Below are 13783 nucleotides of genomic sequence, written 5' to 3' on the forward strand. Positions count from 1 at the left end.
ATTATACTTTCCTGAAGAGGAGAACAGCTCCTAAAATACCAAAGACGCAGATCACAACACCAAAAGATGGAGACTGGGTCGCAGTAGTCGTCGGCTGCGTCGTTGCCGGCACGGAAGAAATAATAGAGATCGTCTCAACGTTCTGTACTGACAGGCCCGTTGTCGTTGGATACTTGCCCGAATAGTAATACCAGTCCTGTTCATCCATCGTCGCTTTTTCATCGGCAACACCAAAGACATGATATCCCTGGGGGTTCAGACTGGTGTCCCCGGTGAACATAAGCCGCATACCGGTATAATATTCCGGGACGTATCCTTCGTCTTTACTGTACCAGGAAAGGAAAATAATACCCATAGCCGGAGCCGGACTGTAGATGTACTTCTGCGGGAAGGTCTTCTTGAGGCCGTCCGAGGCGATAAAAGTAATAGTATCTCCCGCAGATGCTCCTCCGACCATATCACAGAGGTCTTTGACCGACGTCCCTTTGAGAGCACCCATGTCTTTGATATTCACCGACTCTGTAGGATCCCAGATATCTCCCTCAAATACAGGGCCCTGCAGGTAATAATGAGTATTGCCATCACCAACAACAGGGAGATTTGCCTCCATCCATTGATAATCGACGGTAGTCGTGTTGAGAAGACTGCCGTCTGCCGTGTATTTTTCAATTGTGATTTCTGTTGTTGCCGCACCAACAGTGCCGGTAAATATGCAGATCACCAATATCGCGAAAAGGATTCTGCACGTACAATTTAACACATTCATTTAACTAATCTCCAAAACCCAAACCACCATGACAGAATGCAGAGGATACAAAAACCCATTGACAAACGACCAATATGAATAGTTTGAACATATATATTTTGGATATGTTAATTAGTTAATATTTCCTTTTGTCCATTGAAAATCAAATAACTTGGCCTTAGCCCGAATGGGAAAAATGACTCACATAGTAAGCATATTGTCAGTAAATGTGATGTAAGAAAAAGAGGATCCAATCAGTTTTTGAAACTGTGGATCGGTGCGGGAATCCGACCGCCGCGGTTGATGAAATTCGCACAGGAGAATTTGTTCACAGGCTGGACTGGAGCATAACCGAGAAGACCGCCGAACTCGACGGTGTCGCCGATATCTTTGCCGATCACGGGGATAAGCCGAACAGCGGTTGTCTTCTGGTTGATCATACCGATCGCCGCTTCGTCTGCGATGATTCCGGCGATCGTCGTTGCAGGAGTGTTTCCAGGGATGGCGATCATGTCAAGACCGACCGAACAGACCGAAGTCATCGCTTCGAGTTTTTCAAGCGTGAGAGCCCCTCTGTTCACCGCATCGATCATACCCTGATCCTCGCTCACTGGGATGAATGCACCGGATAATCCGCCGACAAAGGAACTGGCCATCACACCGCCTTTCTTGACCTGATCGTTAAGAAGAGCGAGGGCAGCCGTCGTACCCGGAGCACCGACGGATTCAAGACCCATCTCTTCCAGAATCTCGGCAACACTGTCGCCGACCGAGGGGGTCGGTGCAAGGGAGAGATCAACGATACCAAACGGAATCCCCAGTCTCTCCGATGCCTCGAGCGCTACGAGCTGACCCATGCGGGTGACCTTGAACGCGGTTTTCTTAACGGTCTCGCAGAGTACCTCGAAATTTTTACCGCGAACCGCTTCGAGAGCGTGTTTCACAACACCGGGACCGCTGACACCGACATTGATGACCGCATCTCCTTCGGTCACGCCGTGAAAAGCGCCGGCCATGAACGGATTGTCGTCAGGAGCATTGCAGAAGACGACCAGTTTCGCACAGCCTAGAGAGTTCTGATCCTTCGTTGCTTCTGCGGTCGAGAGAACGATCTCGCCCATCAGCTTGACCGCATCCATATTGATCCCGGTCCTGGTGGAACCGATATTGACTGAGCTGCAGATCCTCTCAGTGCAGGCAAGTGCCTGGGGTATGGAAAGGATAAGATCCCGTTCGGCTTTGGTCATTCCTTTGGACACCAGGGCCGAGTAGCCGCCGAGGAAATTGACGCCGACTTCTTTTGCGGCACGATCAAGAGTCTTGGCAATGGTGACAAAGTCCTCTGGAGAACTGCATGCCTGACCCCCTACAAGAGCGATCGGCGTGACGGATATGCGTTTATTGACGATCGGGATACCATATTCCCGCTCTATTTCTTTCCCAACAGCGACCAGATTTTTCGCCACGCGGGTGATCTTCTCATAGATCCGCGTGTTGAGCTTGTCAAGATCCGTATCGCAGCAGTCGAGAAGGCTGATACCGAGCGTGATCGTTCTGACATCGAGCATCTCCTGCTCGATCATTTTATTGGTCTCGTTTACCTCGAAGATATTGATCATGGATGCCCCTTAGATGCGGTGCATCTTCTCGAATATCTCTTCGCGCTGACATCTGATGTGGACACCGATCTCCTGACCGATCTGTTCAAGATCGCGGGCCATATCGCCGAACGGCACCGCAGAGCTGCTGGTGTCGACGATCATCATCATATTGAAGTATCCCTGAACGATTGTCTGCGATATATCTTCGACATTGATATGATTATTCGATAAATAGGTACATACTTTTGCGATGATGCCGACCGCATCCTTTCCAACGACGGTGATGATGGTTTTGTTCATACTTTTCTCCTTATGAGTTATTCAAAAAGTTACTAAGTTATTCGCCGTGTATTGACAAATAGCTTTGTTTGTTGCGGGGCTTGGATCAGTACCATGAGGCAAAAGTGGTTTGTTTGGTGCGGCCAAGCGAGAGATACGGCATCGCCCGTTTCATGATGACGCCGCATTCGCGGAGAATATCCGGATTTTTGACATTTCGAAAATCGCGGGTTTTGAGAATGGAAGCAGCAGACACAGGCCCGATTCCAGGCACACGGAGCAGTTCGACATATCCGGCGGTTGCCGGATCCACTTCGGGAAGATTTCTCGCGAGAAGTATTTTCGGATCAGTATTCATGAGCATCCCGTGTTCATCGAAGACGGGAGAGGTTTCGGCTCTGTCGTACCCGTAGAGTCGGAGAAGAGCGTCGACCTGATACCATCTGTTTGCCCGCCAGAGAGCTGTGTTTTCATGATTTTCCAGAGGCGTCCCGTTTACTGCGTAAAATGCAGAGTAGTAGATCCTTGCAGGGTTGTACTTTTCATAACTGGTCATGACCGTCTGGAAGAGATCGGCATCGGTTTCCCCGGCGGCCCCGAGAACAAACTGGGTAGAGTGTTTACCAGGCATTATTTCGGCAAGCCATCTGTGCCGGGTCAGGAGGTCAGAGGAATAATCTTTGACGGTAGCAAGTTCTGAAAGATAAGAAGAACCGGGTGCTTCGAGATTGATGCTGAGCCGGGTGGCATATTTCGCCATCTCAACGATGTCGGTACGGCTTGCCCCGGGAAGTACTTTGAGATGCAGATAGCCATTGTATCCCGAACTACGGATGATTTTTGCCGTTTCGGTGAGTTTTTCCATGCCGAGGTCAACATCCCCGCGTGGGATTCCGGTACTTAATAATAGACCGCCGACTTTTCCCTGACGGTGAAGTTCAAGAAATCCGTGGGCAAGTTCATCGGGGGTGAAGTGGATGCCGGTCCTTTTCGTGCAGACCTGGCAGTAGGCACAGTCAAAAGAACAGGTACCTTCGAGAAGGATACGCATCGGAGTGCATTGATGGGTTTTTCCTTCGTTTCGCCCAGTCTGATCAAAAAATTGCGAGCTGGTTGCCAGTTCGATCTTTCGCGTGAGTTCCGACATTTCCATGTAAGTATCGGAATAGGGACATATAAACCCCCAACCGCGCGGTGCGATAATGCCAACTCTAGGTGGTAAATCGTGATGCTCAATGAGTGGGTGGGGACATAAGTGATGCAAAAAACTTCAGATTTGGGGATATGAAATTCGGTGAGTCTGTGTTTTGGTTAGGTTGGTTTTTCTGCTTGAGTGGGCGGGACGACGATTTGGAAAGAATAGGATTGCATGGATCGGGACAGTACACTTGATGTCCTCAGGTAGAAAAATTTCCTCTTCTCCCCTCTCTCACGCCCCCCCCAACCTCATTTTTTGCATCCTCTTCACCCCATCCTCACTCACCGACCACCCCATTTTACCCATATCCCGGGGCATTATCTCACCGCGCGCTCTGGGGTTTATATCATCTCACGTTGATGTCTAATTCGGCAGACCCCAACACACCTTATTCTGATTCAACATACCACTGCTTGGGCACCCAGTCATAATAAACCGACCGCTTCCCGGGGGATCTGGGCCCCTCCGCCTCCCGGAACCGGAGTTGTCGAGGTATGTTTCGGATAAGCTAGTTTCGGAGAAGTCTGTGATTGAGGTGCAGTCGTGAAGAATACTGCCGAAGAGGGAGGAACGAACCGATGAAGCACTGTTACGATTTTGCTGAATTACTTGATAGAACGAAACTCAAGGAGCTGGTGGATGAGGGGTTGAGTGTCCGGGATCTGTCGCTTCGGGCGGGATGTTCGCGGCAGTGTGTGGAGACGGCTTTGAAGCGGCACGGACTTTCGGCGAAGGGGCAGAGGGGGGTGATGCCGCGGTTTATCCGGCGGGATGCCCCAAAGGGGCGGCCTTATCCGAGCAAACCGAAGGTTTGCGAGCGGAAGAGGGAGTAGAATCCCTATTCTTTCTTTTTTGCGTGCGGGTCGGACGCTGAAAGCGGACGACCGTAGCCGAGCAAATCTCTGATTTGCGAGTAAGGCTTCGGTTTCATGTACGGGAGGATGCGGTTTTATGAGAAAAACCAACCGCGAATCGGCGCGAATCTGAGCCCTTCGGGCTCTCAGAATCGGATTTGCTCTTGCTCATCCCTCATCGGGAACGTTCGGGCAAATCCTGTCGGCGCCCCGGCGCCTCCTTTGGATAAATTATATCATCATTCGAAAAAGAATGAAAAATCATTATGTCTGGTGATAATATACAGATCGAAGAAAAGGATCTTCTCTATTTTTCCGAGGTTCGAAAGATCGTTGGATGTGCTTTTCGTGTGTATAATTCTCTGGGCAGCGGATTTCTCGAAGCGATCTATCGTGATGCTTTGATGCTAGAATTCCGAGATAACGACATTCCTGCCGAAATGGAAAAACCGCTGGATGTCTACTATAAGGGTGAAAAGCTTCCAAGCACCTACAAAACCGACATCATCTGCTATGGGCAAATCATCCTCGAACTCAAAGCAGTGACCAAACTCACCGATGCGGATTCCGCTCAGCTCCTCCATTATCTGAAAGCAACAGGTATCAAAGCGGGTATATTGTTCAATTTCGGCAAGAGGGGGAAACTTGAGTGGAAGAGATTTGTCTATACCGATGAAAAATATCTGAAAAATGAAAACATCCCAAACACTGTCTAAAGGAGCCGCCGGGGCGGCGAAAGGATTTGCCCGAACGGTCCCGATGAAGGGACGAGCAAGACAGCGTAGCTGGATTGCGAGAGTGAGGATAAGCAAATCCGATTCTGGGAGCCCGAAGGGCGGGATTCGCGCCGATTCGCGGTTGGTTTTTTTCATGTGTCTAAAGATATCCCACACACGAAATCGAAGATTTGACTCGCAAGTCTGAAGACTTGCTCAGCTGATGTCGTACGCTTTCAGCGTCCGACCCGCCATAAAAAATACAGAGAAATCAAGACATTTCCCCCGCGTTATATCCCGTTTCCCGTCCAATATAGTAGTAGAGGTCGGCACACCGCCGAAGAACTCCCGCCAAATATCGAAATACCATACGATAACGATACTATATACAGAGCGGACGCCTTCGAGCAGTGTGCCGGCTTCGATAAAAATAGGATAGCTTTGGTCGCCTTTGGCTCCCGCAGCATGTCGCAAATCAGAGATTTGCTTGGCTGAGGCCGCCCCTTATGGGGTTGCCCGCTCGCAAATCAAAGATTTGCTCATCGCTTCGGTTGCCTTCGGCCCCCTCAGCGCGATACGATATGACAGCAGATTTCATTCAGACAGCAATCTCGAAGTCCGCAAAGCGGACCTTCACCGCAGAGTTTACGAACGCCGCCGCGTATGATGCGATCGTCGCAGAAATTACCGGCGTGGATAACCCCCTCGGCCTTGCCGAAGTCGAACTCGGGAAGCAGACCTACAAGACCTATGTCGGCTACTTCGACCCGAACACTTCCGAGATGAACGGCAAGGTTCAGGTCACGGCATATACCCGGGCCGAGTATGCCGCGGCAATCACCGCCCTCACCGGCAGTGAGGATCTCAAGGCCGCATTCGGGAACGGCGGCACGGCAGAGACCTCCGAGATCGGTACCGAAGCAACGTGGAACGTCCGCATTTCCGCGAAGCTTGGGACCGACACCTTCCAGATCAGCCTCAACCGGGACTCCATGACCGTCTCCGGCTATGCCGATGACGCCACCCTTGCAGCGGTTGACGCCTGGGCAGACACAAAGCCGGCCCTGAACTAACGGGAGGCGGAGATGCAGATCTCCCGCCGGCTTAGGAAGCTGATCCTTGTGTTCCTCGGGTTTCTCATTATGCTTTTTGGGAAACTCGTCGAGGGGATTCTTGTGGGGCAGAGATGACTCTCCCTTGTGGATATCATGATATTTCCGTGCGGGGGGCTTCCCCATACGGGGTTCTTTTTTGGCGTAGCATCGACAAAGCAGAGTATTAAAATTGTGTAAGTTTCTGAAGGGAACCAGTGTGTGAGAATAATCACAATGTTCAACGTAAATACGGGAGATTTACGAAAATGACATCAAACACACATATTAAAAAAATCTGAATAAAAATGGATTTACAGATAGAATGAAAAGCATCTGCATCCTAAATGTCTGTATCAATATATGATTATTATCCCAACAACTGTTTTTTCTTTGTATCAAATTCTTCTTGGGAGATAACACCACAATCTAACAATTCTTTAAACTTTTTCAGCTCATCTGCTACCGATAAAGTACTAACTGTGTTGTTCTTTCCCTCTTTATATGCTCTAACTCTGTCTTGAATATATTCATATACTACGGGCATCTGCTCTTTTAATTGTTTATTCTTAGATGTTCCGACTGTTGCCGCAAATGTGAAACTATTCTCGTTGATAAAATTGTTTTTGCTGTGAGAACCAGCATACTCGAATTGTAAAAATCCCGTGGTTGCTCCAAGATTTTTGAATTGCACTGATGTAATATCAGAGTAATAATATTCCTTATCTCCATTGAGCAAACTACCAAACAATGCTCCTTTAACACCTGGTTTGGCTGAAATTAAACATCTGTTTTCATAAACTTTCAGAATTTTACCCATGTTTCCATCAATATCATAAATCAATTCACTCATAATTATTACCTCATTTTCTATTTTTTTGTCTTGTGACAGACAATTCATATGTGATTTATTGTATTTCAAGGTGTTCCCACTCATCTAACAAAATTCACGGAAATATGGCGGAAAACATGAAAAATATGTGGACTGTTTTGAGACAGATAGAAAACGTAGTTAATTATATTTGTTATTGCCCCCACTATTTCTTGAGTCTATCCTCCCTACTCTCCAATCCCTTGCCACAAAAATAAGATCTTCCTCCCGCGGACCGCTCCACGCCGGATCGCAAATCAAAGATTTGCTCAAGCTTTGGTCGTCAACTGCATCTCCGACCCGCTGCCACCACCCGCACCCCTATTCAAAAAAGAGGAATGCAAAATAAGATAAGAAAAACCGGCACGCCGGTTTTTCCCTAGCATTTGTCCAAGAGCCAAAGGCTCTTGAGACGTCTCACGAGCTTTCAGCTCGTGGACTTTTCCAGACGGCATGCGATTCCTGCGCAGGCGATAAGCCGAAGCAGAGCACGACGGCGCAAGAAAAATGCGATTCGTGTTAATTCGCGTTAATTCGCGGAGATTCTCGGCGGGCTATCTCATGCTTCCACACACAACCAACTCCTTCTTGAATTGTATCCTCCACTCCTGACGAACTATCTGGAAACAGATCGTGGCCTCAGCAAATAGGATTCTCCACCACGGGCCGAATCGCAAGGCAAAGCCTTGCTCGGCTGAGGTCGTCGACTTCGTCGCCAACCCGCAATCTCAAATCTAAAGATTTGCTCTGCTGAGACCGGCCCGCATCCCAAAAAATATAATTCACCAGCCGGTGTACGTTGTACCGCAAGGAAATATCATGAGTACACCATCGATCATTACTTTTTTGACGGAACATGCAGAGAAAAAAACGGTCTCTTTTCATATGCCGGGGCACAAAGGCTCCGCGATTTACCGGCGGTTTGGGTACGATGATTTTCTCCGGAAAATGATGGACTGTGACATCACCGAGATCCCAGGTGCCGACAATCTCTTCCAGACAGAAGGAATCCTCAAAGCCGCTCAGGAGGAATATGCCCGGCTCTACGATGTACAACGCTCGTATCTCCTCATCAACGGTACAAGCTGCGGCGTCATAGCAGCTATCATGGCCTCGGTTCCCAAAGGCAAAAAACTCGTCATGGCCAGAAACTCCCATAAGGCGATATTCAACTCCCTCGTTCTTGCCGACATCCAGCCGGTCTATGCCTACCCGGAAATCATCGATGAATACGGCATCTCCGGCGGCATCACGGCAAACGAGATCGAACGGTGTCTGGCAGAAAACCCCGAAGCCGAGGCAGTAATACTTCCTTCCCCGAATTATTACGGGATATGCTCCGACATCCGGGCAATCTCCGAAGTCGTTCACAAACGAGGCAAGATCCTTATCGTCGACCAGGCACACGGTGCCCATCTCAAATTCTTCCGTAACGTCGGCTTTGCCGACATGCCCGAATCCGCCGAAGAGCAGGGAGCCGACATCGTCATCAACTCGATCCACAAGACCCTCGCCTCCTTTACCCAAAGCGCTGTGCTCAATCTCAACTCCGAACGGGTCGATCATTACGTCCTTGAAGACAAACTCCAGATGATGGAATCCACCAGCCCCTCGTATCTTCTCATGGGCTCGCTCGACATAAACGCCGCGATCCTGAAAGAACACCAGACGACCCTCATGGCCGAGTGGCATGAGAGCCTCATGCATTTCTATTTGGAAGCACCGAAAATCAAAGGCCTTCGCGTTATCGGCAGCCCTCTGGATACCGAAGCCGGCATCAGGATGGATATAACAAAAATCAATCTCGACATGAGTGCCGTCGGCATCGACGGGGCCTGGCTCGAAGAACTCTTAATGGAAAGGGGGATTTTCGCAGAACTTACCACCGGTCCGATCCTCATGTGTATGACGGGGATCGGGAATTCCCTCGACGACAGTAAACGGCTTCTCGAAGCCTTGAAAGAGATCAGCGAATGCTGCGGTGCTGCAGCCCCCTCGCCTGCAAAATCCTCCGTCACTGCCGTTCTCAAAGAAAAACTCCGGCTATTCCCCGTCCCGCAGGACAAAGAACGCATCCCGCTGCTTGAAGGTGCCGGCAGGATCTGTGCTTCATCGATCATTCCCTACCCGCCGGGAATCCCCTTCATCTGCCCGGGCGAAGAACTCACCGAGGAAGTGATTCAGTACATTAAACGGCTGAGAGACGCCGGTGAAAAGGTCATCGGCATCAACGATCAGGGTGAAATCATCGTCGGCCGCAAAACTTCGTGAGCGGCCGTTGGCCCTGCACTTTTTTCTCTTGGCGTGCGCGTGAATGCGCCCCTGAATTTTTACAAAACCCCCCTCCCCCAGGTTACCGAAAACTATTCAACCCCCCCCGTGTCATGAATGGAAAATCCGGGCATGCAGGGGGTTTTTTGAACTCTGTGTATATCGTCCCAAAGTCCATAAATCAGGCCCTAAGCCATTCTTTTCCGAGGGACACCTTTAAGCCTAGGGGGGGGCAACTAAGTTTAGTAATCTCAGAGCCGCCCGGTGTGCGGGGCTAGATTTCCTGTACATTCATACTATCTAAAAAAAGGAGTGTGGTCTATGGGTCTTGAAAACACAAATGACGTCTTGATGGAAACAGCCGTATTCGAAGAATTCGAAAGTAACGTGCGGTCGTATTGTCGGAAGTATCCGGTAATTTTCTCAAAAGCTAAAGGCTCTTTACTGATTGATCAGAATGGAATCGAGTATATCGATTTCCTTTGCGGGGCGGGCAGCTGTAATTACGGTCATAATAATGACTATATCAAGGGGAAAGTAATCGAGTATCTGCAGAATGACGGATTAGTCCATGGGCTGGATATGTATTCCATTGCCAAGGGCGAGTTCATTCAGTTCATGCAGAAATATGTTCTGGCCCCCCGTGGTCTCAATTATAAGATCCTGTTTCCTGGACCGACCGGAACCAACGCTGTTGAAGCTGCGCTGAAAATCGCCCGCAAGGCGAAAGGCAGATCCAACATATTGGCATTGATGGGCGGGTTCCATGGTATGACTCTTGGAGCCCTTGCCCTGACGACGGAGAGATCTGCACGGGAAGCCTGTGGTGTGACTCTCGGCAATGCAACGCATGTTCCTCATCCGTCGATGATGAAGAATCTGGACACGATCGAGTACATCGATATGATTCTCAGCGATGATCACAGCGGTGTCGACAAACCGGCAGCTATTATTGTCGAATCGGTCCAGGGAGAAGGCGGTATCAATATCGTACCCGATCAGTGGCTCAGAGACATCCGTGCCCTGTGCGATAAACATGATATGCTGCTGATTCTTGACGAGATCCAGACCGGATGCGGCAGAACGGGAACGTTCTTCTCGTTCGAACGCGGCGGCATCTCTCCCGATATCGTCGTCATGGCAAAATCCATCGGCGGTATCGGTATGCCGTGCTCGATCGCTCTCGTGAAGCCGGAATACGATGTTCTTGCACCCGGCGAACACAACGGAACGTTCAGAGGCTTCCAGCTCTCGTTCGTTGCGGGAAAGGCGGCCCTCGAGTTCATGCTTAAGGAGAATGTCCTTGACGAAACCGTACGGAAAGGCAAGATCGTCCAGGACTATCTGGCTGCAAACCTGCCGCTCATCGATCCGGGTCTGACCTTCCGCGGTCTTGGACTGATGTGGGGTATCGACTGCGGGGCATATCCGGCGGGAACTGCCCACCAGATCAGACAGCTGTGCTTTGAGAACCGGCTCATTCTCGAGCTCTCGGGCAGAGAGGACTCGGTTGTAAAGCTGATGCCGGCATTAACGACCGATGATGCTACGCTGATGCAGGGTCTTGAGATCGTTCGCAGCGCAATCACCCAGGTGATTACAGCAACGGTTGCTTCCCAGACAACCGGCGACGAACAGGATAATACCAAATTATTTGCCTGAATATTCAGGCATATTTTTTTTGAAAAATGTTGTGTAATGCGCTGTGATATTTTGAAGATTTATTTTCAGCGCATCACTCGATCTAATATTATCATTCTCTGCTCTACTGTAATGTTACAGGATATTTGCGATTGATTTTTTCATAAAGATATTTTGAAAAATCGTTGCTGAGAAGAGAAACATACGATTGCCAATGTAATTTACTGCTTACTGCCGGATGTGGAAGTGAAACAAAAATCTGTTGCCGGTTCGTAAACCGTTCAAACAGCGGATCACCAACAATGATATCGTAACACCCTTCTTCGATAAGTTTTTGGAGATGTCCTTCATTTGAAAGTTTGATGTCTCCTTCACGTGCGATAGTACGAGAAAATGCAAAGAACGTGGCGACATTCACGTTAGAATAATTCAGGTCTTCAATCAGGAAATCACGTATAGTGTTCGCAGAAATCTGTTCCCCAATTACAAGAGCTTTTCCGGAACAAACGCAAGATGCGGGAAGTTGCGGCGTATAATCCTGTAAAAATGCCTGCATTCTCTCTTTGCCGTTCGTCGTTCCCGGAAGCATTGCGCAGAATGGAATGCCATATTTTTCCCTCATTTTTTCTGCAAGAGGAATTGCTGCCGCGGACACCACAATATTTTTTTCTGCATTGGGTGCTTTGATAATCGTCTCCAGCTCATCTCCGGGGAGAGAACATAAAATCCGAAATCCGCACGACTCTACAAATGATGCTAACCTCCTATCGTCACCTGAAAGGAAAAAATCTATGGGCGTGTATCCAAGGATATTTACTGTTTTTGGCTCTTTTACTTCTGAGTCCTTCATTAACTGCTCTTCGATCATCAGGAGAGCTTTTTTGATACCATCATCATAATACTGAAATCCAGTAGTATTCAGCCCAAATGCGGGGATTTTGGTAGTATCAAAAACCTCAGTTGCAATTCCCGAGATATCGCAACCGATTAATGCAGGGACTGGTGTTCCAAGAATCGCAACAAATTTGGGATGATGACTTGCGCATTCCTGAAGAATTTTATTGAGAAGAATCGACTCATCACCCATCGTTGCCTCTTCCTCACGGATAAATGAACTAAATACCATCTCTGGAGCATGGTACCAGCGGGGTTCGTCAAATCCGGTAAAATTACCCATACATCCTGATGGTTCATGGATCACAACAAGTCCGCCCATATTATAAAATACCGAAGCGGCGCCGGAGTAATCCGTTGCAAATGACGGCAGGTGCACAAACAGATTGCTCATTTATGCCACCAGTCCATATGCTTCGATCATTTTGCGCAGATCCTTTGGATGAGATACACTCTCAATTAAAAGATTCATCAATAGTTCTATCCCATAGTAGCCAAACATCCCTTCATCACCAAGCAGATCTACCACACTTTCAGCACCAGAGAAATATCCTGCATCATATCCTACAGCAATTTCTGCAATGCCGCATTTTCCAATGTTATTTATCATTGCAGGATCTTTCGTATCGTGGATAACAATTTTTGGAGCATTCGTTCGTATCCACTCATATGCTTCGCGTTCAAAGGGCACAACGTCTTTTCCGAAAATGTCAGTAACAACAAAGCCGTAATTTATCAATGACCGGGCAAGACTAAATGGTCTGCATACCGCAGATGCTCCGACGGCGATCGGCTTTTTTCCCACTGCATCTTTTGCTTTATTGATAGCTTCCTGCACACGCTTTTCATATGCTTCGAGATAGCATCGTGCAGAAAGCATCGAAAATATCTCTTCATACTGTTCTCTAATCTGAATAATATCATAAGAGACCGGAACAAAGCGAAAATCCATTCGGGAACTTAGACTTTTCGCTGCAAGAATTGCTTCGGGACGAACCACCAGATTCCATTTTGATCGCCCCATTCGTTTAAACTCTTCAAATGAGGGTTGATCAGATACATGCAATGTCTCTGTAACCCCACATTTGTTCAGTACCTCATAAATTTCGCTGTTGGAATTGATCGGCACATTATTCCCAATAAAATTGAGCGTGTTCAGTTGTGATGAAGAGAAATCCAGTAATGCATACATTCTCTCCTGCATAGTCAGTCCAGGGGGCCGTTTCGTATCTGCAGACACCGGATTCATCAGACAAATTTGAAATACAATGTCGGGATTTCGCTTTTTAAGTTCATCAATTGTGCTTTGTTCATCAAATCCTGCTAAATAAAGAACACAGCAGATATATACCAAAAATACTTTCGGGCGTTGTATCTGAGGCAGGAGTTCATCGATAGCATTACAGAGCTCATCTTCGACCATGCCAAGAGCAAGTTCATGCTCATCAAAGAAAAGATAACTGATCCTGTTTTTATACTTCTGCTGAATTGCATTGATGGATGTGTGCCGCCCGCATGAGGGCGGGCAGACAAACAATAGATAACTTTCCGGAATTAACGAACCGACCCTTACGATCCCATACCCTCCATAGGTTGTTGAGCAGAAACAGAGTTTATTCATA

Annotated in this window: 12 protein-coding genes; 5 read left to right on the plus strand and 7 right to left on the minus strand. The window is 48.3% G+C overall.

Annotated elements, in window-relative coordinates; translation table 11 throughout:
* Nucleotide 1 precedes the first annotated feature (1 nt).
* The 4 genes from MLAB_RS05445 to MLAB_RS05460 form a co-directional block, all read right to left on the minus strand.
* Complete coding sequence (locus MLAB_RS05445; RefSeq protein ID WP_011833401.1) at nt 2-766, minus strand: hypothetical protein; 765 nt, start codon at nt 764-766, stop codon at nt 2-4.
* Nucleotides 767-999: 233 nt separating this feature from the next.
* Entirely contained in the window at nt 1000-2364 is a 1365-nt protein-coding gene (locus tag MLAB_RS05450) for a PFL family protein (protein WP_011833402.1), read from the minus strand.
* A gap of 9 nt (nt 2365-2373) precedes the next feature.
* A complete protein-coding gene (locus tag MLAB_RS05455; protein WP_011833403.1) occupies nt 2374-2646 on the minus strand; it encodes an ACT domain-containing protein in 273 nt (90 codons plus the stop codon).
* 85 nt (nt 2647-2731) lie between these two features.
* Nucleotides 2732-3772: a radical SAM protein gene (locus MLAB_RS05460; protein WP_048062058.1), complete on the minus strand. Its 1041-nt coding sequence runs from the start codon at nt 3770-3772 to the stop codon at nt 2732-2734.
* A 629-nt stretch (nt 3773-4401) separates the two neighbouring features.
* Here MLAB_RS05460 and MLAB_RS05465 point away from each other — a divergent pair.
* The 3 genes from MLAB_RS05465 to MLAB_RS05480 all read left to right on the plus strand — a co-directional run bounded on the left by MLAB_RS05465 (nt 4402) and on the right by MLAB_RS05480 (nt 6466).
* Complete coding sequence (locus MLAB_RS05465) at nt 4402-4656, plus strand: hypothetical protein (RefSeq protein ID WP_048062059.1); 255 nt, start codon at nt 4402-4404, stop codon at nt 4654-4656.
* Nucleotides 4657-4943: 287 nt separating this feature from the next.
* The gene (locus MLAB_RS05470) at nt 4944-5393 is read left to right on the plus strand and encodes a GxxExxY protein (protein WP_011833405.1); all 450 of its coding nucleotides are present in this window, start codon (nt 4944-4946) and stop codon (nt 5391-5393) included.
* Between the two features lie 581 nt (nt 5394-5974).
* Nucleotides 5975-6466, plus strand: coding sequence for a hypothetical protein (locus tag MLAB_RS05480; RefSeq protein ID WP_048062060.1), 492 nt, complete (start codon nt 5975-5977; stop codon nt 6464-6466).
* Between the two features lie 388 nt (nt 6467-6854).
* Here MLAB_RS05480 and MLAB_RS09705 read toward each other — a convergent pair whose 3' ends face one another.
* Nucleotides 6855-7337 carry an SHOCT domain-containing protein gene (locus tag MLAB_RS09705; protein WP_222702362.1) on the minus strand — a complete coding sequence of 161 codons (483 nt, stop codon included), beginning with the start codon at nt 7335-7337 and terminating at the stop codon, nt 6855-6857.
* 837 nt (nt 7338-8174) lie between these two features.
* Between MLAB_RS09705 and MLAB_RS05495 the strand changes: the two genes are divergently transcribed.
* Nucleotides 8175-9626 (plus strand): aminotransferase class I/II-fold pyridoxal phosphate-dependent enzyme, encoded by a 1452-nt coding sequence (locus MLAB_RS05495; RefSeq protein WP_011833409.1) that lies wholly within the window; start codon nt 8175-8177, stop codon nt 9624-9626.
* Between the two features lie 321 nt (nt 9627-9947).
* Complete coding sequence (locus tag MLAB_RS05500; RefSeq protein WP_011833410.1) at nt 9948-11288, plus strand: aspartate aminotransferase family protein; 1341 nt, start codon at nt 9948-9950, stop codon at nt 11286-11288.
* A 103-nt stretch (nt 11289-11391) separates the two neighbouring features.
* On the opposite strand, the gene MLAB_RS05505 is transcribed toward MLAB_RS05500, so the two are convergent.
* Entirely contained in the window at nt 11392-12555 is a 1164-nt protein-coding gene (locus MLAB_RS05505; RefSeq protein ID WP_011833411.1) for a nitrogenase component 1, read from the minus strand.
* The gene (locus MLAB_RS05510) at nt 12556-13782 is read right to left on the minus strand and encodes a nitrogenase component 1 (protein ID WP_011833412.1); all 1227 of its coding nucleotides are present in this window, start codon (nt 13780-13782) and stop codon (nt 12556-12558) included.
* Nucleotide 13783: the final 1 nt, after the last annotated feature.

This window comes from Methanocorpusculum labreanum Z (assembly GCF_000015765.1).
GTDB lineage: Archaea > Halobacteriota > Methanomicrobia > Methanomicrobiales > Methanocorpusculaceae > Methanocorpusculum > Methanocorpusculum labreanum.

Excerpts from the sequence above, each read along its gene's own strand:
- MLAB_RS05445 (WP_011833401.1), bottom strand. The coding sequence starts at position 766 with ATGAATGTGTTAAATTGTACGTGCAGAATCCTTTTCGCGATATTGGTG.
- MLAB_RS05450 (WP_011833402.1), bottom strand. The coding sequence starts at position 2,364 with ATGATCAATATCTTCGAGGTAAACGAGACCAATAAAATGATCGAGCAG.
- MLAB_RS05455 (WP_011833403.1), bottom strand. The coding sequence starts at position 2,646 with ATGAACAAAACCATCATCACCGTCGTTGGAAAGGATGCGGTCGGCATC.
- MLAB_RS05460 (WP_048062058.1), bottom strand. The coding sequence starts at position 3,772 with ATGTCGGAACTCACGCGAAAGATCGAACTGGCAACCAGCTCGCAATTT.
- MLAB_RS05465 (WP_048062059.1), top strand. The coding sequence starts at position 4,402 with ATGAAGCACTGTTACGATTTTGCTGAATTACTTGATAGAACGAAACTC.
- MLAB_RS05470 (WP_011833405.1), top strand. The coding sequence starts at position 4,944 with ATGTCTGGTGATAATATACAGATCGAAGAAAAGGATCTTCTCTATTTT.
- MLAB_RS05480 (WP_048062060.1), top strand. The coding sequence starts at position 5,975 with ATGACAGCAGATTTCATTCAGACAGCAATCTCGAAGTCCGCAAAGCGG.
- MLAB_RS09705 (WP_222702362.1), bottom strand. The coding sequence starts at position 7,337 with ATGAGTGAATTGATTTATGATATTGATGGAAACATGGGTAAAATTCTG.
- MLAB_RS05495 (WP_011833409.1), top strand. The coding sequence starts at position 8,175 with ATGAGTACACCATCGATCATTACTTTTTTGACGGAACATGCAGAGAAA.
- MLAB_RS05500 (WP_011833410.1), top strand. The coding sequence starts at position 9,948 with ATGGGTCTTGAAAACACAAATGACGTCTTGATGGAAACAGCCGTATTC.
- MLAB_RS05505 (WP_011833411.1), bottom strand. The coding sequence starts at position 12,555 with ATGAGCAATCTGTTTGTGCACCTGCCGTCATTTGCAACGGATTACTCC.
- MLAB_RS05510 (WP_011833412.1), bottom strand. The coding sequence starts at position 13,782 with ATGAATAAACTCTGTTTCTGCTCAACAACCTATGGAGGGTATGGGATC.